Here is a 20,115-nt window from a genome sequence, read left to right as displayed (position 1 = left end):
CTGATATTCATTCGTTCAAGCCCCGGCCAGCATCCGCGGTCGCTGCTATCAAATGGATGGAAGGGTGTTTATGCGCTTTTGTAGCTATCTCGCGGTACTGGGTCTGGCCCTTGTCTGCCAAGGCAGTTGGGCTCAACTTCCCTCGGATCAGGCGCCTGTGGCGGAGGGTGTCGCCGCCTTCGAGCCGTCCGCCGTTTCGGCCCAGAACTCCCCAGAGGTTGAAGCTGAAAGCTTGAACGACGGGATCTCGACGAACCCATCTCTGGCGGGCAATGACATGGCCAGCGCCTCGATACTCGATAGCGCCAAGGCTGGCTTGAAGAAGTACTGGCTGGTCCTGGTCATTGTCACGCTGGCGTTGAGTTGGTGGATACAAGGTCGCCTGGTCAAGCGCCCCGAGTAACCGCTGCAATCATCACCTGGTGTTATCCACAGACAGGCTCGCGCAGCCTGTCTGTTTCTCCCTCTTCCTGATCGATCCGTTGTAGCCGTTGAGGCCACAACAAGGTCGACCTGTGCCTGAGTTTCCCTCGACGCGGATGTTTTCTGTGGATTAAGCCCTGTGAATAACTGCCCTTCAGCTCGGTTGATAACCAGGCTTCAAAACTGAGGAAAACCACGCCTGTGGATAACCACCCCATTCATCCACAGGTTTAAACCGCTTATCCAAGGGCCTCCTGGCCACCTAATCACAGAGTTTAAAACCTCTGTACATATTGAATATAAAGGCCTGTAGCAATCTATCCACAGAAAGCCATGTGCATAAGAATAAACATAAAAACAAGGATTTAATAAATTTCTCTCTTTTAATTTCTATTGACCGTGATCCATCCACAGCTGGTTAAATTTTGTGCAAAGGGTTCTTTAGGAAGGGCTAAGTCCCTATACTTGCCGCCTTGGTCCAAAAACCAACCCGACAACTACTCCTAATTACTCCTACTTGAAGCAGGCACGAGGTGCGTGGTGGATTTCCCTTCCCGTTTTGAAGTGATCGTCATCGGCGGCGGTCATGCCGGTACCGAGGCAGCACTTGCATCAGCACGCATGGGGGCCAAAACCCTGTTGCTGACGCATAACGTGGAAACCCTCGGAGCAATGAGCTGCAACCCCGCAATTGGTGGGATCGGCAAGAGCCATCTGGTCAAGGAAATCGATGCCCTAGGGGGTGCGATGGCCATGGCGACCGATAAAGGCGGTATTCAGTTTCGTGTGTTGAACAGCCGCAAAGGCCCAGCCGTGCGCGCTACCCGCGCCCAGGCCGACCGTGTTTTGTACAAGGCGGCGGTGCGCGAGATCCTCGAGAACCAGCCGAACCTGTGGATATTTCAACAAGCCGCAGATGACCTGATCGTTGAACAGGATCAGGTACGCGGTGTCGTGACCCAGATGGGTCTGCGTTTCTTCGCGGAATCCGTGGTGCTTACCACCGGAACCTTCCTCGGTGGACTTATCCACATCGGAATGCAGAACTATTCCGGTGGTCGTGCCGGTGACCCGCCCTCGATTGCCCTGGCGCAACGACTGCGAGAACTGCCACTGCGGGTTGGCCGCCTGAAAACCGGTACTCCGCCACGCATCGATGGCCGTTCTGTGGATTTCTCGGTCATGACCGAACAGCCTGGGGATACACCGATTCCGGTGATGTCGTTCCTGGGCTCGAAAGAACAGCATCCACAACAGGTCAGTTGCTGGATTACTCACACCAACGCCCGCACCCACGAGATCATCGCCTCGAACCTCGATCGTTCGCCGATGTATTCCGGGGTGATCGAAGGCATTGGCCCGCGTTACTGCCCGTCGATCGAAGACAAGATCCATCGCTTTGCCGACAAGGAAAGCCATCAGGTGTTTATCGAACCTGAAGGCCTGACCACTCACGAGCTGTACCCGAACGGTATATCCACATCCTTGCCGTTCGACGTGCAGTTGCAGATCGTGCAATCGATCCGCGGCATGGAAAACGCACACATCGTGCGCCCGGGTTATGCCATCGAGTACGATTACTTCGATCCGCGGGATTTGAAATACAGCCTGGAAACCAAGGTCATCGGCGGCCTGTTCTTCGCTGGTCAGATCAACGGCACCACCGGGTACGAAGAAGCCGGCGCCCAGGGTTTGCTGGCCGGGGCCAACGCCGCACTGCGTGCCCAGGGCAAAGACAGCTGGTGCCCGCGCCGCGATGAAGCCTATATCGGTGTGCTGGTGGATGACCTGATTACCCTGGGTACCCAGGAACCGTACCGGATGTTCACTTCCCGAGCGGAATACCGCCTGATTCTGCGCGAAGACAATGCCGACCTGCGTCTGACCGAAAAAGGTCGCGAGCTGGGTCTGGTGGATGACGTGCGCTGGGCCGCTTTCTGCAAGAAACGCGAAGGCATTGCCCAGGAAGAGCAACGCTTGAAGTCCACTTGGGTCCGTCCGGGCACCGAGCAGGGCGATGCGATCGCTCAGAAATTCGGCACCCCGCTGACTCACGAGTACAACCTGCTGAACCTGCTGAGCCGTCCGGAAATCGACTACGCTGGTCTGGTCGAAGTGACCGGGCATGGTGCTGAAGATCCACAAGTTGCGGAGCAGGTCGAGATCAAGACCAAATACGCAGGCTATATCGATCGCCAGCAGGACGAAATTGCTCGTCTGCGGGCCAGCGAAGACACCAAGCTGCCTGTGGATATCGATTACACCGGCATTTCCGGGTTGTCGAAGGAAATCCAGAGCAAGCTTGGCGCCACCCGTCCGGAGACCCTGGGCCAGGCATCGCGGATTCCCGGCGTGACCCCCGCGGCGATTTCCCTGTTGATGATTCACTTGAAAAAACGCGGCGCGGGCCGTCAGTTGGAGCAAAGCGCTTGAGTTCTATGGTCACCCCACAACACGCGGATGAGTTATCCACAGGCGCTCGCCAGCTCGGTGTCAATCTGAGCGCAGCCCAGCACGAATTGCTGCTGGGTTACCTGGCCCTGTTGATCAAGTGGAACAAGGCTTACAACCTGACGGCGGTGCGCGACCCGGATGAAATGGTCTCCCGCCATCTGCTCGATAGCTTGAGCGTAATGTCGTTCATCGAAAACGGCCGCTGGCTGGATGTTGGCAGCGGCGGCGGGATGCCCGGTATCCCTCTGGCAATCCTGTTTCCCGAGTCGCAAGTCACCTGCCTGGACAGCAACGGCAAGAAAACCCGCTTCCTGACACAGGTCAAACTCGAACTCAAGCTGGATAACCTGCAAGTTATCCACAGCCGGGTCGAAGCCTTCACGCCTGAACAGCCTTTCAACGGGATCATTTCCCGGGCGTTCAGCAGCATGGAGAACTTCACCAACTGGACCCGCCAACTGGGCGACCGCGATACACGCTGGCTGGCAATGAAGGGCGTCCATCCCTCGGATGAGCTGTTAGCATTGCCGGCAGACTTCCACCTCGATAGCGAACACGCCTTGGCCGTACCCGGTTGCCAAGGCCAACGCCATCTGCTGATACTGCGCCGCACGGCATGATTGGGAACACAAGCAAGAATGGCTAAGGTATTCGCGATAGCGAACCAGAAAGGTGGTGTGGGCAAGACCACCACCTGCATCAACCTCGCAGCATCCCTGGTAGCGACCAAGCGCCGGGTGCTGTTGATCGATCTCGATCCACAGGGCAACGCCACCATGGGTAGCGGTGTGGATAAACACGGTTTGGAAAACTCGGTCTATGACCTGCTGATTGGTGAATGCGACCTGGCCCAGGCCATGCACTTCTCCGAACACGGTGGTTATCAATTGCTGCCGGCCAACCGCGACCTGACGGCCGCGGAAGTGGTGCTGCTGGAAATGCAGATGAAGGAAAGCCGTCTGCGCAGCGCCCTGGCGCCGATTCGTGAAAACTACGACTACATCCTGATCGACTGCCCGCCGTCGCTGTCGATGCTCACCCTCAACGCCCTGGTGGCCGCCGATGGGGTGATTATCCCCATGCAGTGCGAGTACTACGCGCTGGAAGGCTTGAGCGACCTTGTGGATAACATCAAGCGTATCGCTGAACTGCTCAACCCCGAGCTGAAGATCGAAGGCTTGCTGCGTACCATGTTCGACCCGCGCCTGAGCCTGATGAACGATGTTTCCGCGCAGCTCAAGGAACACTTCGGCGATCAGCTGTACGACACCGTGATTCCGCGCAATATCCGTTTGGCCGAGGCGCCGAGCTACGGCATGCCGGCATTGGCGTACGACAAACAATCCCGTGGCGCGCTGGCCTACCTGGCCCTGGCGGGCGAGATGGTTCGCCGGCAACGTAAACAATCGCGCGTCGCAGCCGCCCAGCCAACTTAAGGAATCCCCATGGCCGTCAAGAAACGAGGTCTCGGACGTGGACTGGATGCACTGTTGAGTGGTCCGACTGTCAGCGCACTGGAAGAACAAGCGGTGCAGGCCGACCAGCGTGAGTTGCAACACCTGCCTCTGGACCTGATCCAGCGTGGCAAGTACCAGCCACGCCGGGACATGGACCCGCAGGCACTGGAAGAACTGGCCAACTCGATCAAGAGCCAGGGTGTGATGCAGCCGATCGTGGTCCGTCCCATTGGTGGTGGTCGTTTCGAGATCATCGCCGGTGAACGCCGCTGGCGCGCCAGCCAGCAGGCCGGCCAGGAAACCATCCCGGCGATGGTCCGCGATGTACCGGATGAAACCGCTATCGCCATGGCGCTGATCGAGAATATCCAGCGCGAAGACCTCAATCCCATCGAGGAAGCGGTGGCCCTGCAGCGCCTGCAGCAGGAATTTCAGCTGACTCAGCAACAGGTCGCCGAAGCGGTGGGCAAGTCCCGCGTCAGTGTGGCCAACCTGCTGCGCCTGATTGCCTTGCCTGAGGTAATCAAGACCATGCTGTCCCACGGCGACCTGGAAATGGGTCATGCCCGTGCCTTGCTCGGATTGCCGGAAAATCAACAGGTTGAAGGGGCGCGACACGTTGTCGCACGAGGTCTCACTGTACGTCAGACCGAGGCGCTGGTTCGCCAGTGGCTGAGCGGCAAACAGGAGCCTGCTGAACCGGTCAAGCCAGACCCGGATATCGCCCGTCTCGAGCAGCGCCTGGCCGAGCGCCTAGGCTCTGCGGTGCAGATTCGTCATGGGAAGAAGGGCAAGGGACAGCTGGTGATCGGCTATAACTCCCTGGATGAGCTGCAAGGCGTCCTCGCTCACATTCGCTGAAACATTTCCTCATGTAGCGCGCAGTCGGAAATCACTACCCGGCAGTTGAATAGGGGCTGAACCGCCCCTATACTCTGCGCGCATTTTGTCGGCACAAATTATGCCAAGTTATTGAATTCTGGCGGCCGACCCTTGAGGAGCAAGAGCGATGGAAACCCGCACGCCAAACCGCTTGCCGTTTCATCGCTTGGCGGTTTTTCCGGTTTTATTGGCTCAGTTGGTCATTCTGCTGATAGCCGCTCTGGCGCTTTGGCAATGGCGTGGAGTCGTTGCCGGGTACTCAGGCCTTTGCGGAGGACTGATAGCCTTGCTACCCAATGTGTATTTCGCTCACAGGGCATTTCGGTTTTCCGGCGCTCGAGCGGCCCAAGCCATAGTCCGGTCTTTTTATGCCGGTGAGGCGGGCAAACTGATTTTGACGGCGGTGCTGTTTGCACTGACGTTCGCAGGTGTGAAGCCACTGGCGCCGCTGGCTGTATTCGGCGTCTTCGTGCTGACCCAACTGGTCAGCTGGTTCGCTCCCCTGCTAATGAGAACAAGACTTTCGAGACCTTAGGGCGTTTGAGGCAACCATGTCAGCAGAAACAACCGCTTCGGGCTATATCCAGCACCACTTGCAGAACCTGACCTTCGGTCAGCTACCCAATGGGAGCTGGGGCTTTGCCCACTCCGCAGCAGAAGCCAAGGAAATGGGCTTCTGGGCATTCCACGTCGATACCCTCGGCTGGTCTGTCGCACTGGGTGTGATCTTCATTCTTCTGTTCCGCATGGCGGCCAAGAAGGCGACTTCCGGCGTGCCGGGCGCTTTGCAGAACTTCGTTGAAGTCATGGTTGGCTTCGTCGATGGCAGCGTGAAGGACAGCTTCCACGGCCGCAGCCCGGTGATCGCACCGCTGGCGCTGACCATTTTCGTCTGGGTGTTCCTGATGAACGCCATCGACCTGGTACCGGTGGACTGGATTCCACAACTGGCCATGTTGATCTCGGGCGATCCGCACATTCCATTCCGTGCCGTATCCACCACTGACCCGAACGCCACCCTGGGCATGGCCCTGTCGGTATTCGCGCTGATCATTTTCTACAGCATCAAGATCAAGGGCATCGGCGGCTTCATCGGCGAGTTGACCCTGCATCCGTTCGGCAGCAAGAACATCTTCGTTCAAGCGCTGCTGATTCCGGTGAACTTCCTGCTGGAATTCGTGACCCTGATTGCCAAGCCGATCTCTCTGGCACTGCGTCTGTTCGGCAACATGTATGCCGGCGAACTGGTGTTCATCCTGATCGCTGTGATGTTCGGCAGCGGTCTGCTGTGGCTCAGCGGCATGGGTGTGGTTCTGCAATGGGCGTGGGCTGTGTTCCACATCCTGATCATTACCCTGCAGGCCTTTATCTTCATGATGCTGACCATCGTCTACCTGTCGATGGCGCACGAAGAGAACCATTAAGACCAGTCTCGACTAGTCTGATGTCCCTCTCGTTGCGGCGAGAGGGGGCCCGTCTCGGGCTCGATGAAACGATTTGTTTTACCGCTTTAATCTAAAAAACCTAAACCATACGACGTAAAAGTCGGGAGGAAAGATGGAAACTGTAGTTGGTCTAACCGCTATCGCTGTTGCACTGTTGATCGGCCTGGGCGCACTGGGTACCGCAATTGGTTTCGGCCTGCTGGGCGGCAAGTTCCTGGAAGGCGCTGCGCGTCAACCAGAAATGGTTCCAATGCTGCAAGTTAAAATGTTCATCGTTGCCGGTCTGCTCGACGCCGTAACCATGATCGGTGTTGGTATCGCTCTGTTCTTCACCTTCGCAAACCCCTTCGTTGGTCAACTCGCTGGCTAATCACTCGAGTATTCGAGTTGATTGGTGTGACGGACAACGAACGAGCGAGGTGTTGGCGTGAACATTAATGCAACCCTGATTGGCCAGTCCGTTGCGTTCTTAATTTTTGTATTGTTCTGCATGAAGTTCATTTGGCCTCCGGTCATTGCTGCTTTGCACGAACGTCAAAAGAAGATCGCGGATGGACTGGACGCTGCCAGCCGAGCAGCTCGTGACCTGGAACTGGCCCAAGATAAAGCGGGTCAGCAACTGCGCGAAGCTAAAGCTCAGGCAGCTGAAATCATTGAGCAAGCCAAGAAGCGCGGTTCTCAGATCGTCGACGAAGCCCGTGAACAGGCTCGTGTCGAAGCTGAACGTGTGAAGGCTCAGGCTCAGGCCGAGATCGAACAGGAACTGAACGGTGTCAAAGACGCGCTGCGTGCCCAACTGGGTAGCCTGGCAGTCAATGGCGCAGAGAAGATCCTGGGTGCCACAATCGATCAAAACGCGCACGCAGAGCTGGTTAACAAACTGGCTGCTGAAATTTAAGCGAGGGCGATCATGGCAGAACTGACCACGTTGGCCCGACCTTACGCTAAGGCGGCCTTCGAGCACGCTCAGGCCCACCAGCAGCTGGCCTCTTGGTCAGCCATGCTCGGCCTGGCTGCAGCGGTGTCACAAGATGACACCATGCAGCGCGTGCTTAAGGCCCCGCGACTGACGAGCGCAGAAAAGGCCAACACTTTTATCGAAGTGTGTGGCGACAAGTTTGATGCACAGGCACAGAATTTCATTCACGTTGCCGCCGAGAACGACCGTCTCCTGCTGTTGCCGGAGATCGCCGCTCTGTTCGACCTGTACAAGGCCGAGCAAGAGAAATCGGTGGATGTGGATGTAACCAGTGCGTTCGCATTGAACCAAGAACAGCAAGACAAACTCGCCAAGGTTCTCAGTGCACGGCTCGGCCGGGAAGTGCGACTGCACGCTGCGGAGGATGCCAGCCTTATTGGTGGCGTCGTAATCCGCGCCGGCGACCTGGTTATCGATGGCTCGATTCGCGGCAAACTCGCGAACCTTGCCGAAGCATTGAAATCTTGAGTTTGAAGGGGCAGCAGAGCAATGCAGCAACTCAATCCTTCCGAAATAAGTGAAATTATCAAGGGCCGCATCGACAAGCTCGATGTGACCTCCCAAGCCCGTAACGAAGGCACTGTCGTCAGCGTATCTGACGGCATCGTGCGGATTCACGGTCTGGCCGACGTCATGTACGGCGAGATGATCGAGTTTCCGGGCGGCGTCTACGGTATGGCCCTCAACCTGGAGCAAGACTCCGTAGGTGCCGTTGTATTGGGCGCGTACACCAGTCTGGCTGAAGGCATGAGCGCCAAGTGCACCGGCCGCATCCTCGAAGTTCCGGTTGGTAAGGAACTGCTGGGTCGCGTAGTCGACGCACTGGGTAACCCAGTTGACGGCAAAGGTCCGCTGAACAACACCGAGACCGATGCGGTCGAGAAAGTTGCTCCAGGCGTGATCTGGCGTAAGTCGGTAGACCAGCCTGTACAGACTGGCTACAAGGCTGTCGATGCCATGATCCCTGTCGGCCGTGGCCAGCGTGAGCTGATCATCGGTGACCGTCAGATCGGTAAAACCGCTCTGGCGATCGACGCGATCATCAACCAGAAAGACAGCGGCATTTTCTGCGTCTACGTAGCGATCGGTCAGAAGCAATCGACCATCGCCAACGTGGTTCGCAAGCTGGAAGAAAACGGTGCCCTGGCTAACACCATCATCGTTGCAGCGAGCGCTTCGGAATCTGCAGCACTGCAATTCCTGGCTCCGTACTCCGGTTGCACCATGGGCGAATACTTCCGCGACCGCGGTGAAGACGCGCTGATCGTTTATGACGATCTGTCCAAGCAAGCAGTGGCTTACCGCCAGATTTCCCTGCTGCTGCGCCGTCCACCAGGCCGTGAAGCCTACCCAGGTGACGTGTTCTATCTCCACTCCCGTCTGCTGGAGCGCGCTTCCCGCGTTTCCGAAGAGTACGTAGAGAAGTTCACCAACGGCGCAGTGACTGGCAAGACCGGTTCCCTGACCGCTCTGCCGATCATCGAAACCCAGGCTGGCGACGTTTCCGCGTTCGTTCCGACCAACGTGATTTCCATCACCGACGGTCAGATCTTCCTGGAATCGGCCATGTTCAACTCCGGCATCCGTCCGGCTGTGAACGCCGGTGTTTCGGTATCCCGTGTGGGTGGTGCCGCTCAGACCAAGATCATCAAGAAGCTGTCCGGTGGTATCCGTACCGCTCTGGCTCAGTACCGTGAACTGGCGGCATTCGCCCAGTTCGCTTCTGACCTGGACGAAGCGACCCGTAAGCAACTTGAGCATGGTCAGCGCGTTACCGAGCTGATGAAGCAGAAGCAATATGCGCCGATGTCCATCGCCGACATGTCCTTGTCCCTGTACGCCGCTGAACGTGGCTTCCTGACGGACGTCGAGATTGCCAAAGTTGGTAGCTTCGAACAGGCCATGATTGCTTACTTCAACCGCGATCACGCCGACCTGATGGCGAAGATCAACGTGAAGGGTGACTTCAATGACGAAATCGACGCTGGCCTGAAAGCCGGTATCGAGAAGTTCAAAGCCACCCAAACCTGGTAAGCCGCAGCGGGAGCCGCAAGGCTCCCGCTTGCTAACCTGATAGGTGTTACATGGCAGGCGCAAAAGAGATTCGCAGTAAGATTGCGAGCATCAAAAGCACGCAAAAAATTACCAGCGCCATGGAAAAAGTGGCGGTCAGCAAAATGCGCAAGGCACAAATGCGCATGGCTGCTAGCCGTCCTTATGCGGAGCGCATCCGCCAGGTTATTGGTCATCTGGCCAACGCCAACCCGGAATATCGTCACCCATTCATGATCGACCGTGCTATCAAGCGCGTCGGTTACGTTGTGGTGAGCAGTGACCGTGGTCTGTGTGGTGGCTTGAACACCAACCTGTTCAAGGCCCTGGTCAAGGACATGGCGGTAAACCGCGAACAAGGCGTCGAGATCGATCTGTGTGTGGTCGGTAGCAAGGGTGCGGCCTTCTTCCGCAACTTCGGCGGTAACGTCGTTGCAGCTATCAGCCATCTGGGTGAAGAGCCGTCGATCAATGATCTGATCGGCAGCGTCAAGGTGATGCTGGATGCGTACCTGGAAGGCCGGATTGACCGCCTGTCCGTGGTATCCAACAAGTTCATCAACACCATGACCCAGCAGCCGACCGTGGAGCAGTTGATTCCACTGGAGGCAACCCCGGATCAAGAACTCAAGCACCACTGGGACTATCTCTACGAACCGGATGCCAAGGAGCTGCTGGACGGCTTGATGGTCCGTTACGTGGAGTCGCAGGTCTACCAGGCGGTGGTCGAGAACAACGCAGCTGAACAAGCGGCGCGGATGATCGCAATGAAGAACGCTACCGACAACGCCGGTGATTTGATCAGCGATTTGCAGCTGATCTACAACAAGGCGCGTCAGGCTGCGATCACCCAAGAGATCTCGGAAATCGTCGGCGGCGCTGCCGCGGTTTAACGGTTCAAATATTCAGAGGATCCAGCTATGAGTAGCGGACGTATCGTTCAAATCATCGGCGCCGTTATCGACGTGGAATTTCCACGCGACAGCGTACCGAGCATCTACGACGCCTTGAAGGTTCAAGGCGCCGAAACCACTCTGGAAGTTCAGCAGCAGCTGGGCGACGGCGTGGTGCGTACCATTGCGATGGGCTCCACCGAAGGCTTGAAGCGCGGTCTGGACGTCAACAACACTGGCGCAGCCATCTCCGTACCGGTCGGTAAAGCGACCCTGGGCCGGATCATGGACGTACTGGGCAACCCAATCGACGAAGCCGGTCCTATCGGTGAAGAAGAGCGTTGGGGCATCCACCGTCCAGCTCCTTCCTTCGCAGAACAGGCAGGCGGCAACGACCTGCTGGAAACCGGGATCAAGGTAATTGACCTGGTTTGCCCGTTCGCCAAGGGCGGTAAAGTCGGTCTGTTCGGTGGTGCCGGTGTAGGCAAGACCGTAAACATGATGGAACTGATCCGTAACATCGCCATCGAGCACAGCGGTTATTCCGTGTTCGCCGGTGTGGGTGAGCGTACTCGTGAGGGTAACGACTTCTACCACGAGATGAAGGATTCCAACGTTCTGGACAAGGTTGCTCTGGTCTACGGCCAGATGAACGAGCCACCAGGAAACCGTCTGCGCGTAGCGCTGACCGGCCTGACCATGGCCGAGAAGTTCCGTGACGAAGGTAACGACGTTCTGCTGTTCGTCGACAACATCTATCGTTACACCCTGGCCGGTACCGAAGTATCCGCACTGCTGGGCCGTATGCCTTCCGCAGTAGGCTACCAGCCGACCCTGGCTGAAGAGATGGGCGTTCTGCAAGAACGTATCACTTCGACCAAGCAAGGCTCGATCACCTCGATCCAAGCGGTATACGTACCTGCGGACGACTTGACCGACCCGTCGCCAGCGACCACCTTCGCCCACTTGGACGCCACCGTCGTTCTGTCCCGTGACATCGCTTCCCTGGGTATCTACCCAGCGGTAGACCCACTGGACTCGACTTCCCGTCAGCTGGACCCGAACGTGATCGGCAACGAACACTACGAGACCGCTCGCGGCGTTCAGTACGTACTGCAGCGTTACAAAGAGCTGAAGGACATCATCGCGATCCTGGGTATGGACGAACTGTCGGAAGCCGACAAGCAGTTGGTATCCCGCGCTCGTAAGATCCAGCGCTTCTTGTCGCAGCCGTTCTTCGTGGCTGAAGTCTTCACTGGTTCTCCAGGCAAATACGTTTCCCTGAAAGACACCATCGCTGGCTTCAAAGGCATCCTCAACGGTGACTACGACCACCTGCCAGAACAAGCGTTCTACATGGTCGGCGGCATCGAAGAAGCGATCGAGAAAGCCAAGAAACTGTAATCCCGGCGCCCGGCAACGGGCGCTAATTTAGGTTGAGGCAAGCAGATGGCTATGACAGTCCATTGCGATATCGTCAGCGCGGAAGGGGAAATCTTCTCCGGTCTGGTGGAGATGGTGGTTGCGCACGGTGAACTGGGTGATCTTGGTATCGCTCTGGGTCACGCACCGCTGATCACCAACCTGAAGCCAGGTCCGATCCGCTTGATCAAGCAGGGCGGGGAAGCCGAGGTGTTCTACATCTCCGGTGGTTTCCTCGAGGTTCAGCCGAACATGGTCAAGGTTCTTGCCGATACCGTGCAACGCGCTGCCGACCTGGACGAAGCCTCCGCTCAGGAAGCCGTCAAGGCTGCTGAGAAGGCCCTGAATGAAAAAGGCGCAGATTTCGACTACGGTTCTGCTGCTGCACGTCTGGCCGAGGCCGCAGCTCAGCTGCGTACCGTCCAGCAGATCCGCAAGAAGTTCGGCGGCTAAGTCGCAGGCTTTCTGTGTGATTGATTAAAAAGGGTAGCCTCGGCTACCCTTTTTATTTTCCGCCATTCACCCCCCTTGGTCGCAGTCGCCGGCCCCCCAGGATTGGTAGCCAGTCATGTCTCTCGAAATCGTTATCCTCGCCGCGGGTCAAGGCACTCGTATGCGCTCGGCGCTGCCGAAGGTGCTTCACCCGGTCGCCGGCAACTCCATGCTCGGGCATGTTATCCACAGCGCCCGGCAACTCGACCCACAGCGCATCCACGTGGTGATCGGCCACGGCGCGGACGCGGTGCGTGAGCGCCTGGCGGCCGATGACCTGAATTTCGTGTTGCAGGACAAGCAACTGGGCACCGGCCACGCGGTGGCCCAGGCTGTACCTTTCATTACCGCCGACACGGTGCTGATCCTCTATGGTGATGTGCCATTGATCGAAGTCGAGACCCTGCAGCGCCTGCTCAAGCAAGCGGGTCCGGAACAACTGGGCCTGCTCACCGTCGAGCTGGATGACCCGACCGGCTACGGGCGCATCGTCCGTGACGCCAGTGGCAAGGTCACCGCCATCGTCGAGCAGAAGGATGCCAATGAAGCCCAGCGCGCGATCACCGAAGGCAACACCGGGATTCTCGCGGTGCCCGGGAAGCGCCTCGGCGACTGGACCGGCCGCCTGTCCAACAACAACGCCCAGGGCGAGTACTACCTCACCGACGTGATTGCCATGGCAGTCAGCGACGGCCTGATTGTCGCCACCGAGCAGCCCCACGACGCCATGGAAGTGCAGGGCGCCAACGACCGCAAGCAACTGGCCGAGCTGGAGCGCCACTACCAACTGCGCGCCGCGCGCCGGCTGATGGCCCAGGGCGTGACCCTCCGTGACCCCGCGCGTTTCGACGTGCGCGGCGAAGTCACGGTCGGCCGCGACGTGCTGATCGACATCAACGTGATTCTCGAAGGCCGAGTGGTGATCGAGGACGACGTGGTGATCGGTCCCAACTGTGTGATCAAGGACAGCACCCTGCGCAAGGGCGTGGTGATCAAGGCCAACAGCCACCTCGACGGCGCGGTCATGGGCGAGGGCAGCGATGCCGGCCCGTTCGCCCGCCTGCGTCCCGGCACCGTGCTGGAGGCCCGTGCCCATGTGGGTAACTTCGTCGAACTGAAGAATGCCCACCTGGGCCAGGGCGCCAAGGCCGGTCACCTGACTTACCTGGGTGACGCGGTGATCGGTGCCCGCACCAACATCGGCGCTGGCACCATCACCTGCAACTATGACGGGGTGAACAAGCACAAGACTGTCATGGGCGAAGACGTGTTCATCGGGTCCAACAACTCCCTGGTGGCACCTGTGGATATCTTGTCCGGTGCTACCACGGCCGCCGGCTCCACCATCACCCAGAACGTGGCGCCAGCCCAACTGGCAGTGGGTCGGGCCCGGCAGAAGAACATCGACGGCTGGAAGCGGCCGGAGAAGATCAAGAAAGACTGAGGTTATCCACAACCGTGGCGAACCTGTTCGCCGGTCAGCAGGCCCCTATGCTCAGCGGTAGGGGCTGGCTGAATGTGGATAACTTCCAACCCAACAACAGCGATTTTTTCACCTCCCCCGCTTGACGAAGTTTCGATCATAGGTTTTTATTGCGCCTGTTATCTTTCGAATCGAAACTTAAGCCGCCATGTCGAAGCGCAATACCCCCCAACGCCGCCACAATATCCTTGCCTTGCTCAATGAACAGGGCGAAGTGAGCGTTGATGCTTTGGCCAAGCGTTTCGAAACCTCTGAAGTTACGATTCGAAAGGATCTGGCCGCTCTGGAAAGCAATGGCTTGCTGCTGCGTCGTTACGGCGGCGCCATCACCATGCCTCAGGAACTGGTCAGCGACCTTGGCCAGCCGGTGTCCCTCTACAAGCAGGCGATTGCCCGGGCCGCGGTACAGCGCATCCGGGAACACGCACGAATCATCATCGACAGTGGCAGCACCACCGCCGCCATGATTCCCGAACTGGGCCAGCAACCCGGCCTGGTGGTGATGACCAACTCGCTGAATGTGGCCAACGCCCTGAGCGAGCTGGAGCACGAACCCGTGCTGTTGATGACTGGCGGCACCTGGGACCCCCATTCCGAGTCCTTTCAGGGCCAGGTGGCTGAACAGGTTCTACGCTCATACGACTTCGACCAGCTGTTTATCGGTGCCGACGGCATCGATCTGGCCCGCGGCACCACCACTTTCAACGAATTGCTGGGGTTGAGTCGGGTCATGGCCGAAGTGGCTCGTGAAGTGGTGGTGATGGTCGAATCCGACAAGATCGGCCGCAAGATTCCCAACCTGGAGCTGCCATGGAGCAGCGTCCATACCCTTATTACCGATGATCGCCTGCCCTTTGAGGTCCGCGACCAAATCCAGGCCCGCGGCATAACTCTGATTTGCGCGGCTGTCAGCTAGGAGAAAAACCATGTGTGGAATTGTTGGCGCCGTTGCTGAACGCAATATCACCGCCATTTTGCTGGAAGGCCTCAAGCGTCTCGAATACCGCGGCTATGACAGCGCCGGTGTGGCGGTCTACACCAACGCCGGCAAGCTTGAGCGCATGCGTCGCCCGGGCAAGGTCAGTGAACTGGAACAGGCCCTGGCCAGCGAGCCGCTGGTCGGCCGTCTGGGCATCGCCCACACCCGCTGGGCCACCCACGGCGCGCCGTGCGAGCGTAACGCCCACCCGCATTTCTCCGGTGACCTGGCGATCGTGCACAACGGCATCATCGAGAACCACGAAGCCCTGCGCGCGCAGCTCAGCGCCCTGGGCTACGCGTTCACCTCGGACACCGACACCGAAGTCATCGCCCACCTGCTGAACCACAAGCTCAAGGACCTGGGTGACCTCACCGTGGCCCTCAAGGCCACCGTCAAGGAACTGCACGGCGCCTACGGCCTGGCGGTGATCAGCGCCAGCCAGCCGGACCGCCTGGTGGCAGCCCGCAGCGGCAGCCCGCTGGTGATCGGTCTGGGCCTGGGGGAAAACTTCCTCGCCTCCGACCAACTGGCCCTGCGCCAGGTCACCGACCGTTTCATGTACCTGGAAGAAGGCGACATCGCCGAGATTCGCCGCGACAGCGTGCAGATCTGGGACATCGACGGCAAAGCGGTTGAGCGCGAAGCAGTGCAGTACCGCGACGGCGCCGAAGCGGCGGAGAAGGGCGAGTTTCGTCACTTCATGCTCAAGGAAATCCACGAGCAGCCATCCGTGGTGCAGCGCACCCTGGAAGGTCGCCTGAGCGCCAATCAGGTGCTGGTGCAGGCCTTCGGTCCACAAGCCGCCGAGCTGTTCGCCAAGGTGCGCAATGTGCAGATCGTTGCCTGCGGCACCAGCTATCACGCCGGCATGGTGGCCCGTTACTGGCTGGAAGAACTGGCCGGCATCCCCTGCCAGGTGGAAGTGGCCAGCGAGTTCCGCTACCGCAAGGTGGTGGTGCAGCCCGACACCCTGTTCGTGACCATCTCCCAGTCCGGCGAAACCGCCGATACCCTGGCGGCTTTGCGCAACGCCAAAGAGCTGGGCTTCCTGGCCAGCCTGGCCATCTGCAACGTCGGCATCAGCTCCCTGGTGCGTGAATCCGACCTGACCCTGCTGACCCAGGCCGGTCGCGAAATCGGCGTGGCCTCGACCAAGGCCTTCACCACCCAACTGGTGGGCCTGCTGCTGCTGACCCTGTCCCTGGGCCAGGTACGTGGCACCCTGGCCGCCGGCGTCGAAGCCGAGCTGGTAGAAGAACTGCGCCGCCTGCCGATCCGCCTGGGCGAAGCCCTGGCCATGGACGGCGTAGTGGAGAAGACCGCCGAGCTGTTCGCCGACAAGCACCACACCCTGTTCCTCGGCCGTGGCGCCCAGTACCCAGTAGCGATGGAAGGTTCGCTCAAGCTCAAGGAGATTTCCTACATCCACGCCGAAGCCTACCCGGCCGGTGAGCTCAAGCACGGTCCCCTGGCCCTTGTGGATAACGATATGCCTGTGGTCACTGTGGCGCCGAACAACGAGCTGTTGGAAAAACTCAAATCCAACCTGCAGGAAGTGCGTGCCCGTGGCGGCGAGCTGATCGTGTTTGCCGACGAACAAGCCGGCATGACCAATGGCGAAGGCACCCACGTGATCCAGATGCCGCACATCCACGACATCCTCTCGCCGATCCTCTACACCATCCCGCTGCAACTGCTGTCCTACTACGTCGCCGTGCTCAAGGGCACCGACGTCGACCAGCCGCGCAACCTGGCCAAGTCGGTGACCGTGGAGTGAGTTATCTACAGTGTAGTTGTCTTTGGTTTTAGAGAACTAAAACTGTCGCAGGAGCCGAAGGGGCCGCCTCATTCCTCCTGCGATGCTCCTAGCCTCTCGCCTGATTCTCACCCTTCCTTTTCCCTAGGGATTGGTCATACATGTTGTTGGGAGTCCAACCTGATGAATTGTATTGGTCAACTAATCCCGGACACGACGTTAAGTTTTTTCTCGGCCTGAGCTGGCGCCAGCCCAGTGTTGAATTGATGTGGCCGAATCCAGTTGTAGCGACGCATCAGATAATGGCTGATGGGCGGATTCAACCAGTCGTCGCAACACTTTTATGGGACGGCCTGCAGGCTGGATGCAAAAGTTAACGGGACGTGGAGCGATGCGTTCGCCAGGTGCACCGTCACTTCGTAATGAAATCGAACGGCTGTTTTGGAGACAAATGGCAACCGGGATCACAAGCGAAAAAGCAGCGGAGGCTACTGGCGTATCATCAGCGGTAGGCACACGCTGGTTCTGTCATCGGGGCGGGATGCCATTGTTCATGTCTAACCAAATATCTGGAAGGTACTTATCGTTCGCAGAGCGAGAAGAGATTGGGCTGCTTCGGGCGAAAGGTGTTGGCGTACGTGAGATTGCGCGTCTCCTCGGACGAAGTCCGTCGACAGTTTCACGGGAGCTGACACGTAATGCTGCAACTCGTTGCGGTCGGCTTGAGTATCGAGCTTCAGTCGCACAATGGAAGGCAGAACTGGTTGCCAAAAGACCGAAGCCAGCGAAACTTTTGGCTAACCTACGCCTGTGTCACTACGCGCAAGACCGTCTGGAGGGTAAAGTTCACGGCGCTAATGGTCGCGAGATTATTGGGCCTCGACAAGCTCCCTTCAAAGGCCGAAATAAACCACATCGCAGTGATCGTAAATGGGTCAATGGCTGGTCGCTCGAACAGATTACCAACCGGCTAAAGATCGATTTTCCGGACGATGAATCCATGCGCATCTCTCACGAGGCAATATATCAGGCTCTCTATATTCAGTGGCGAGGAGCTCTTAAGCGCGAGCTAGTGAGCTGTCTGCGCACAGGACGAGCGTTGCGTGTGCCGAGAGCTGGGGCGCAGGCCAAAACGTGGGCGCACGTCAGCGAGAATGTCATGATTTACAGTCAGCCCTGCTGAGGTGGAGGACTGGGCTGTACCAGGGCATTGGGAGGGAGACCTGATCATTGGTCTGAATCGAACTGCGATTGGAACGCTGGTCGAGCGCTCAACTCGATTCAGCATGCTCGTTCACCTGCCTCGCGAGGAAGGATATGGGTTAACTCCTCGAACGAAGAATGGCCCGGCGCTATCACTATGGCCAACGCACTGAAGAAAACGGTGACTGACCTACCCATCGAGTTGTGGCGATCTTTGACTTGGTATCGTGGAAAGGAACTATCGGATCACGCTCGATCTACCACCGAATCCGGAGTGAAGGTCTTCTTTGCTGACCCGCATAGTCCTTGGCAGCGCGGCACGAACGAGAATACGAATGGTCTTCTGCGCCAATACTTCCCGAAAGGTACTGACCTGTCTCGCTGGAATGCCCAAGAGATCCAAGCCGTTGAACACAAGGCCTCGAAAAACACTAGGCTGGAAAACGCCTGCCGAAGCACTAAACAAGTATCTAAAATCAATTCAACAATCCAGTGTTGCGACGACCGGTTGAATCCGCCTTGCGACCCCTGATCCGAGTGGAACAGCAGCCCCCTAAGATTTCTCGCGCTGTTCGTAGGACATCTCCAACGCCTTGACGGCCATACCAGCTCGACAGCTACCAGCTCACAATTCGGCGCGGGTAGAGATCTAGGACGGCAGCTAGGTAATGCCATTTCCCTAGCGCCCAGATGTAGGTGATATCTCCACATCAGACCTGATTGGGCGCTGGCACACCAAACTCCCGATTCAATATGTTCGGAATATCCGGCCGCTCGACCGTCGCTTGTTTGTAGGAATGTGAGCCAGGTTTTTTGCTGACTAACGCCAGCTCCCGCATCAGGCCACGCACCTTGAATCGACCGATCTGCTCGCTGTCTTCCTGTATCATCGAGACAATGCTACGGCTACCGGCAGCACTTCGACTTTGCGTGAATAGTTCGTTGACCCGACTGCGTAACCGAAGCCTCCCGATGTCCGGAGTTTGGCGTCTAAGGCGGTGGGCGTAGTAGCACGAGCGAGTGACATCAAAGACTCCACAAAGCCAATCGACCGGCTCTTGGGCGCTCAGTTGATCAATCAGCGTGTGCGCTCGTGCTCTTCCGACATCAAGAGCGCGGTAGCCTTCTTTATGACTACCTCTCACACCCTGTCATTGTTGGGGTGGTCAAGCCCCCTCAGTTTGCGCATGGTGGCTCTTGCTGATTTGGCGATGTCGGGCGAGATAGCAGTCAACAAGATCGAGGCCAGCGCAATCCACCAGGCCACACGGCCAAAGTTGAAGACGTACTTGTTGAGCCAGACTTTTCTGTATCTGGCCTGTCTCGCTGCGGGGCTTAAACTTCCGACAGCGGCCAAGTCCGATGCCTTGTAGATCGTCTTCAGCGAATAGCCGGTCCTGCGGAATCGCTCCGGGAAATCAACCTGACTGGTTTCCCAGTCGAGCACGGTGAAGTTTTCGAACAGCAGGCGTTCAGACAGTTCCACTAGCTCAGGGGATATATCCCCCGGTTTCTGTAGAGAGATGTCATAACCCTTCTTGCGCATAAACCCGAGCATCAAGCACTGCTCAGGTGTCATTCGCATCGCGCTGTACCCTACGAAATTCCCGATGGGATTTTTGTAGGGAGAAGGAACGAAAACTTCTTCCTGGAGCCTGACCTCCTGATCCCAGAACCCAAGCATGTCTTCGCGGGTGCCGAACTGAACAAGGTCGGAAACGTGAAATAGGAGCGGAATCTTCGCCGGGTTTCGGATGAAAAGCGTGGTAACAGTAACCGGCTGGCTAAGCAGGCGCTCGGTCAGTGGAATGCTTAGGTCGTATGCTCCAATTACAGCAATGTTTGAGCCCGTCAAGATGTGATCGGAACGCAGCTTGAGGATATGCGACCGTGAGGCTGCGCGAATGCCAGTTAGCGTCGAGACGAGTTGGCGGTTTGTGTTATGGCGATTGCCGTTGAAATCCAGGAGAACGCCGGGGTCGGCTGACGTTACAACAACATCAGCATCAATCCCCGTAAAATCCTCGTCGGCCCAGCTGGATACAACAATTTCTGCACCGGGCAAGTGAGTGCGGACAGCCGAGATACAAGCGTCAATACCCCTGGCTGGGGAAAGTGACCGATAAAGTGGGCCTTGGATAACGACCGATATTCGATCAGGCGCTACCTTTTCATATCTCGACTTCATGCGG

Annotated in this window: 18 protein-coding genes and 2 pseudogenes; 18 read left to right on the top strand and 2 right to left on the bottom strand. The window is 57.9% G+C overall.

Annotated features, from left to right (window positions below):
• Positions 1 to 70: 70 nt before the first annotated feature.
• The 18 genes and pseudogenes from KHO49_RS01050 (at position 71) to KHO49_RS00965 (ending at position 18,435) form a co-directional block, all read left to right on the top strand.
• Positions 71 to 403: a hypothetical protein gene (locus KHO49_RS01050; RefSeq protein WP_110594157.1), complete on the top strand. Its 333-nt coding sequence runs from the start codon at positions 71 to 73 to the stop codon at positions 401 to 403.
• 560 nt (positions 404 to 963) lie between these two features.
• Entirely contained in the window at positions 964 to 2,856 is a 1,893-nt protein-coding gene (gene mnmG / locus KHO49_RS01045; protein WP_170001381.1) for a tRNA uridine-5-carboxymethylaminomethyl(34) synthesis enzyme MnmG, read from the top strand.
• 5 nt (positions 2,857 to 2,861) lie between these two features.
• Positions 2,862 to 3,497 carry a 16S rRNA (guanine(527)-N(7))-methyltransferase RsmG gene (gene rsmG / locus KHO49_RS01040; RefSeq protein ID WP_213665242.1) on the top strand — a complete coding sequence of 212 codons (636 nt, stop codon included), beginning with the start codon at positions 2,862 to 2,864 and terminating at the stop codon, positions 3,495 to 3,497.
• 18 nt (positions 3,498 to 3,515) lie between these two features.
• Entirely contained in the window at positions 3,516 to 4,313 is a 798-nt protein-coding gene (locus KHO49_RS01035) for a ParA family protein (protein ID WP_011064388.1), read from the top strand.
• A 9-nt stretch (positions 4,314 to 4,322) separates the two neighbouring features.
• Complete coding sequence (locus KHO49_RS01030) at positions 4,323 to 5,195, top strand: ParB/RepB/Spo0J family partition protein (RefSeq protein ID WP_011064387.1); 873 nt, start codon at positions 4,323 to 4,325, stop codon at positions 5,193 to 5,195.
• A gap of 148 nt (positions 5,196 to 5,343) precedes the next feature.
• Positions 5,344 to 5,751: a F0F1 ATP synthase subunit I gene (locus tag KHO49_RS01025; RefSeq protein ID WP_016964883.1), complete on the top strand. Its 408-nt coding sequence runs from the start codon at positions 5,344 to 5,346 to the stop codon at positions 5,749 to 5,751.
• Between the two features lie 16 nt (positions 5,752 to 5,767).
• Entirely contained in the window at positions 5,768 to 6,640 is an 873-nt protein-coding gene (atpB, locus tag KHO49_RS01020; RefSeq protein ID WP_102862414.1) for a F0F1 ATP synthase subunit A, read from the top strand.
• Positions 6,641 to 6,773: 133 nt separating this feature from the next.
• Positions 6,774 to 7,031, top strand: a complete 258-nt coding sequence (gene atpE / locus KHO49_RS01015) for a F0F1 ATP synthase subunit C (RefSeq protein ID WP_002555987.1) — start codon at positions 6,774 to 6,776, stop codon at positions 7,029 to 7,031.
• 57 nt (positions 7,032 to 7,088) lie between these two features.
• Complete coding sequence (locus KHO49_RS01010) at positions 7,089 to 7,559, top strand: F0F1 ATP synthase subunit B (RefSeq protein WP_011064385.1); 471 nt, start codon at positions 7,089 to 7,091, stop codon at positions 7,557 to 7,559.
• Positions 7,560 to 7,571: 12 nt separating this feature from the next.
• Positions 7,572 to 8,108 (top strand): F0F1 ATP synthase subunit delta, encoded by a 537-nt coding sequence (locus KHO49_RS01005; RefSeq protein ID WP_102862413.1) that lies wholly within the window; start codon positions 7,572 to 7,574, stop codon positions 8,106 to 8,108.
• A 21-nt stretch (positions 8,109 to 8,129) separates the two neighbouring features.
• A complete protein-coding gene (atpA, locus tag KHO49_RS01000) occupies positions 8,130 to 9,674 on the top strand; it encodes a F0F1 ATP synthase subunit alpha (protein ID WP_102862412.1) in 1,545 nt (514 codons plus the stop codon).
• Between the two features lie 50 nt (positions 9,675 to 9,724).
• Positions 9,725 to 10,585 carry a F0F1 ATP synthase subunit gamma gene (atpG, locus tag KHO49_RS00995; protein WP_011064382.1) on the top strand — a complete coding sequence of 287 codons (861 nt, stop codon included), beginning with the start codon at positions 9,725 to 9,727 and terminating at the stop codon, positions 10,583 to 10,585.
• Positions 10,586 to 10,612: 27 nt separating this feature from the next.
• Positions 10,613 to 11,989 carry a F0F1 ATP synthase subunit beta gene (gene atpD / locus KHO49_RS00990; protein WP_007924510.1) on the top strand — a complete coding sequence of 459 codons (1,377 nt, stop codon included), beginning with the start codon at positions 10,613 to 10,615 and terminating at the stop codon, positions 11,987 to 11,989.
• 45 nt (positions 11,990 to 12,034) lie between these two features.
• Positions 12,035 to 12,460: a F0F1 ATP synthase subunit epsilon gene (locus KHO49_RS00985; RefSeq protein ID WP_011064380.1), complete on the top strand. Its 426-nt coding sequence runs from the start codon at positions 12,035 to 12,037 to the stop codon at positions 12,458 to 12,460.
• Between the two features lie 115 nt (positions 12,461 to 12,575).
• Entirely contained in the window at positions 12,576 to 13,943 is a 1,368-nt protein-coding gene (gene glmU, locus KHO49_RS00980) for a bifunctional UDP-N-acetylglucosamine diphosphorylase/glucosamine-1-phosphate N-acetyltransferase GlmU (RefSeq protein ID WP_102881386.1), read from the top strand.
• Between the two features lie 187 nt (positions 13,944 to 14,130).
• Positions 14,131 to 14,898 carry a DeoR/GlpR family DNA-binding transcription regulator gene (locus KHO49_RS00975; protein ID WP_102862410.1) on the top strand — a complete coding sequence of 256 codons (768 nt, stop codon included), beginning with the start codon at positions 14,131 to 14,133 and terminating at the stop codon, positions 14,896 to 14,898.
• Positions 14,899 to 14,908: 10 nt separating this feature from the next.
• Complete coding sequence (gene glmS, locus KHO49_RS00970; RefSeq protein ID WP_110594160.1) at positions 14,909 to 16,741, top strand: glutamine--fructose-6-phosphate transaminase (isomerizing); 1,833 nt, start codon at positions 14,909 to 14,911, stop codon at positions 16,739 to 16,741.
• A 343-nt stretch (positions 16,742 to 17,084) separates the two neighbouring features.
• Positions 17,085 to 18,435, top strand: a pseudogene (locus KHO49_RS00965) (IS30 family transposase).
• Here KHO49_RS00965 and KHO49_RS00960 read toward each other — a convergent pair.
• Together KHO49_RS00960 and KHO49_RS00955 are read right to left on the bottom strand one after the other, a co-directional pair.
• A pseudogene (locus KHO49_RS00960) lies at positions 18,419 to 19,053 on the bottom strand (DDE-type integrase/transposase/recombinase); the annotation flags it as partial. The pseudogenes KHO49_RS00965 and KHO49_RS00960 overlap by 17 nt on opposite strands.
• Before the next feature lie 11 nt (positions 19,054 to 19,064).
• Positions 19,065 to 20,111 (bottom strand): WavE lipopolysaccharide synthesis family protein, encoded by a 1,047-nt coding sequence (locus KHO49_RS00955; RefSeq protein WP_123390165.1) that lies wholly within the window; start codon positions 20,109 to 20,111, stop codon positions 19,065 to 19,067.
• Positions 20,112 to 20,115 lie beyond the last annotated feature (4 nt).

The sequence above is a fragment of the Pseudomonas sp. RC4D1 genome, from assembly GCF_018390395.1.
GTDB classification, from domain to species: Bacteria; Pseudomonadota; Gammaproteobacteria; order Pseudomonadales; family Pseudomonadaceae; genus Aquipseudomonas; species Aquipseudomonas danubii.
Note: the sequence above shows the minus strand (reverse complement) of the source record. Positions and strands in the feature narration are given on the sequence as shown.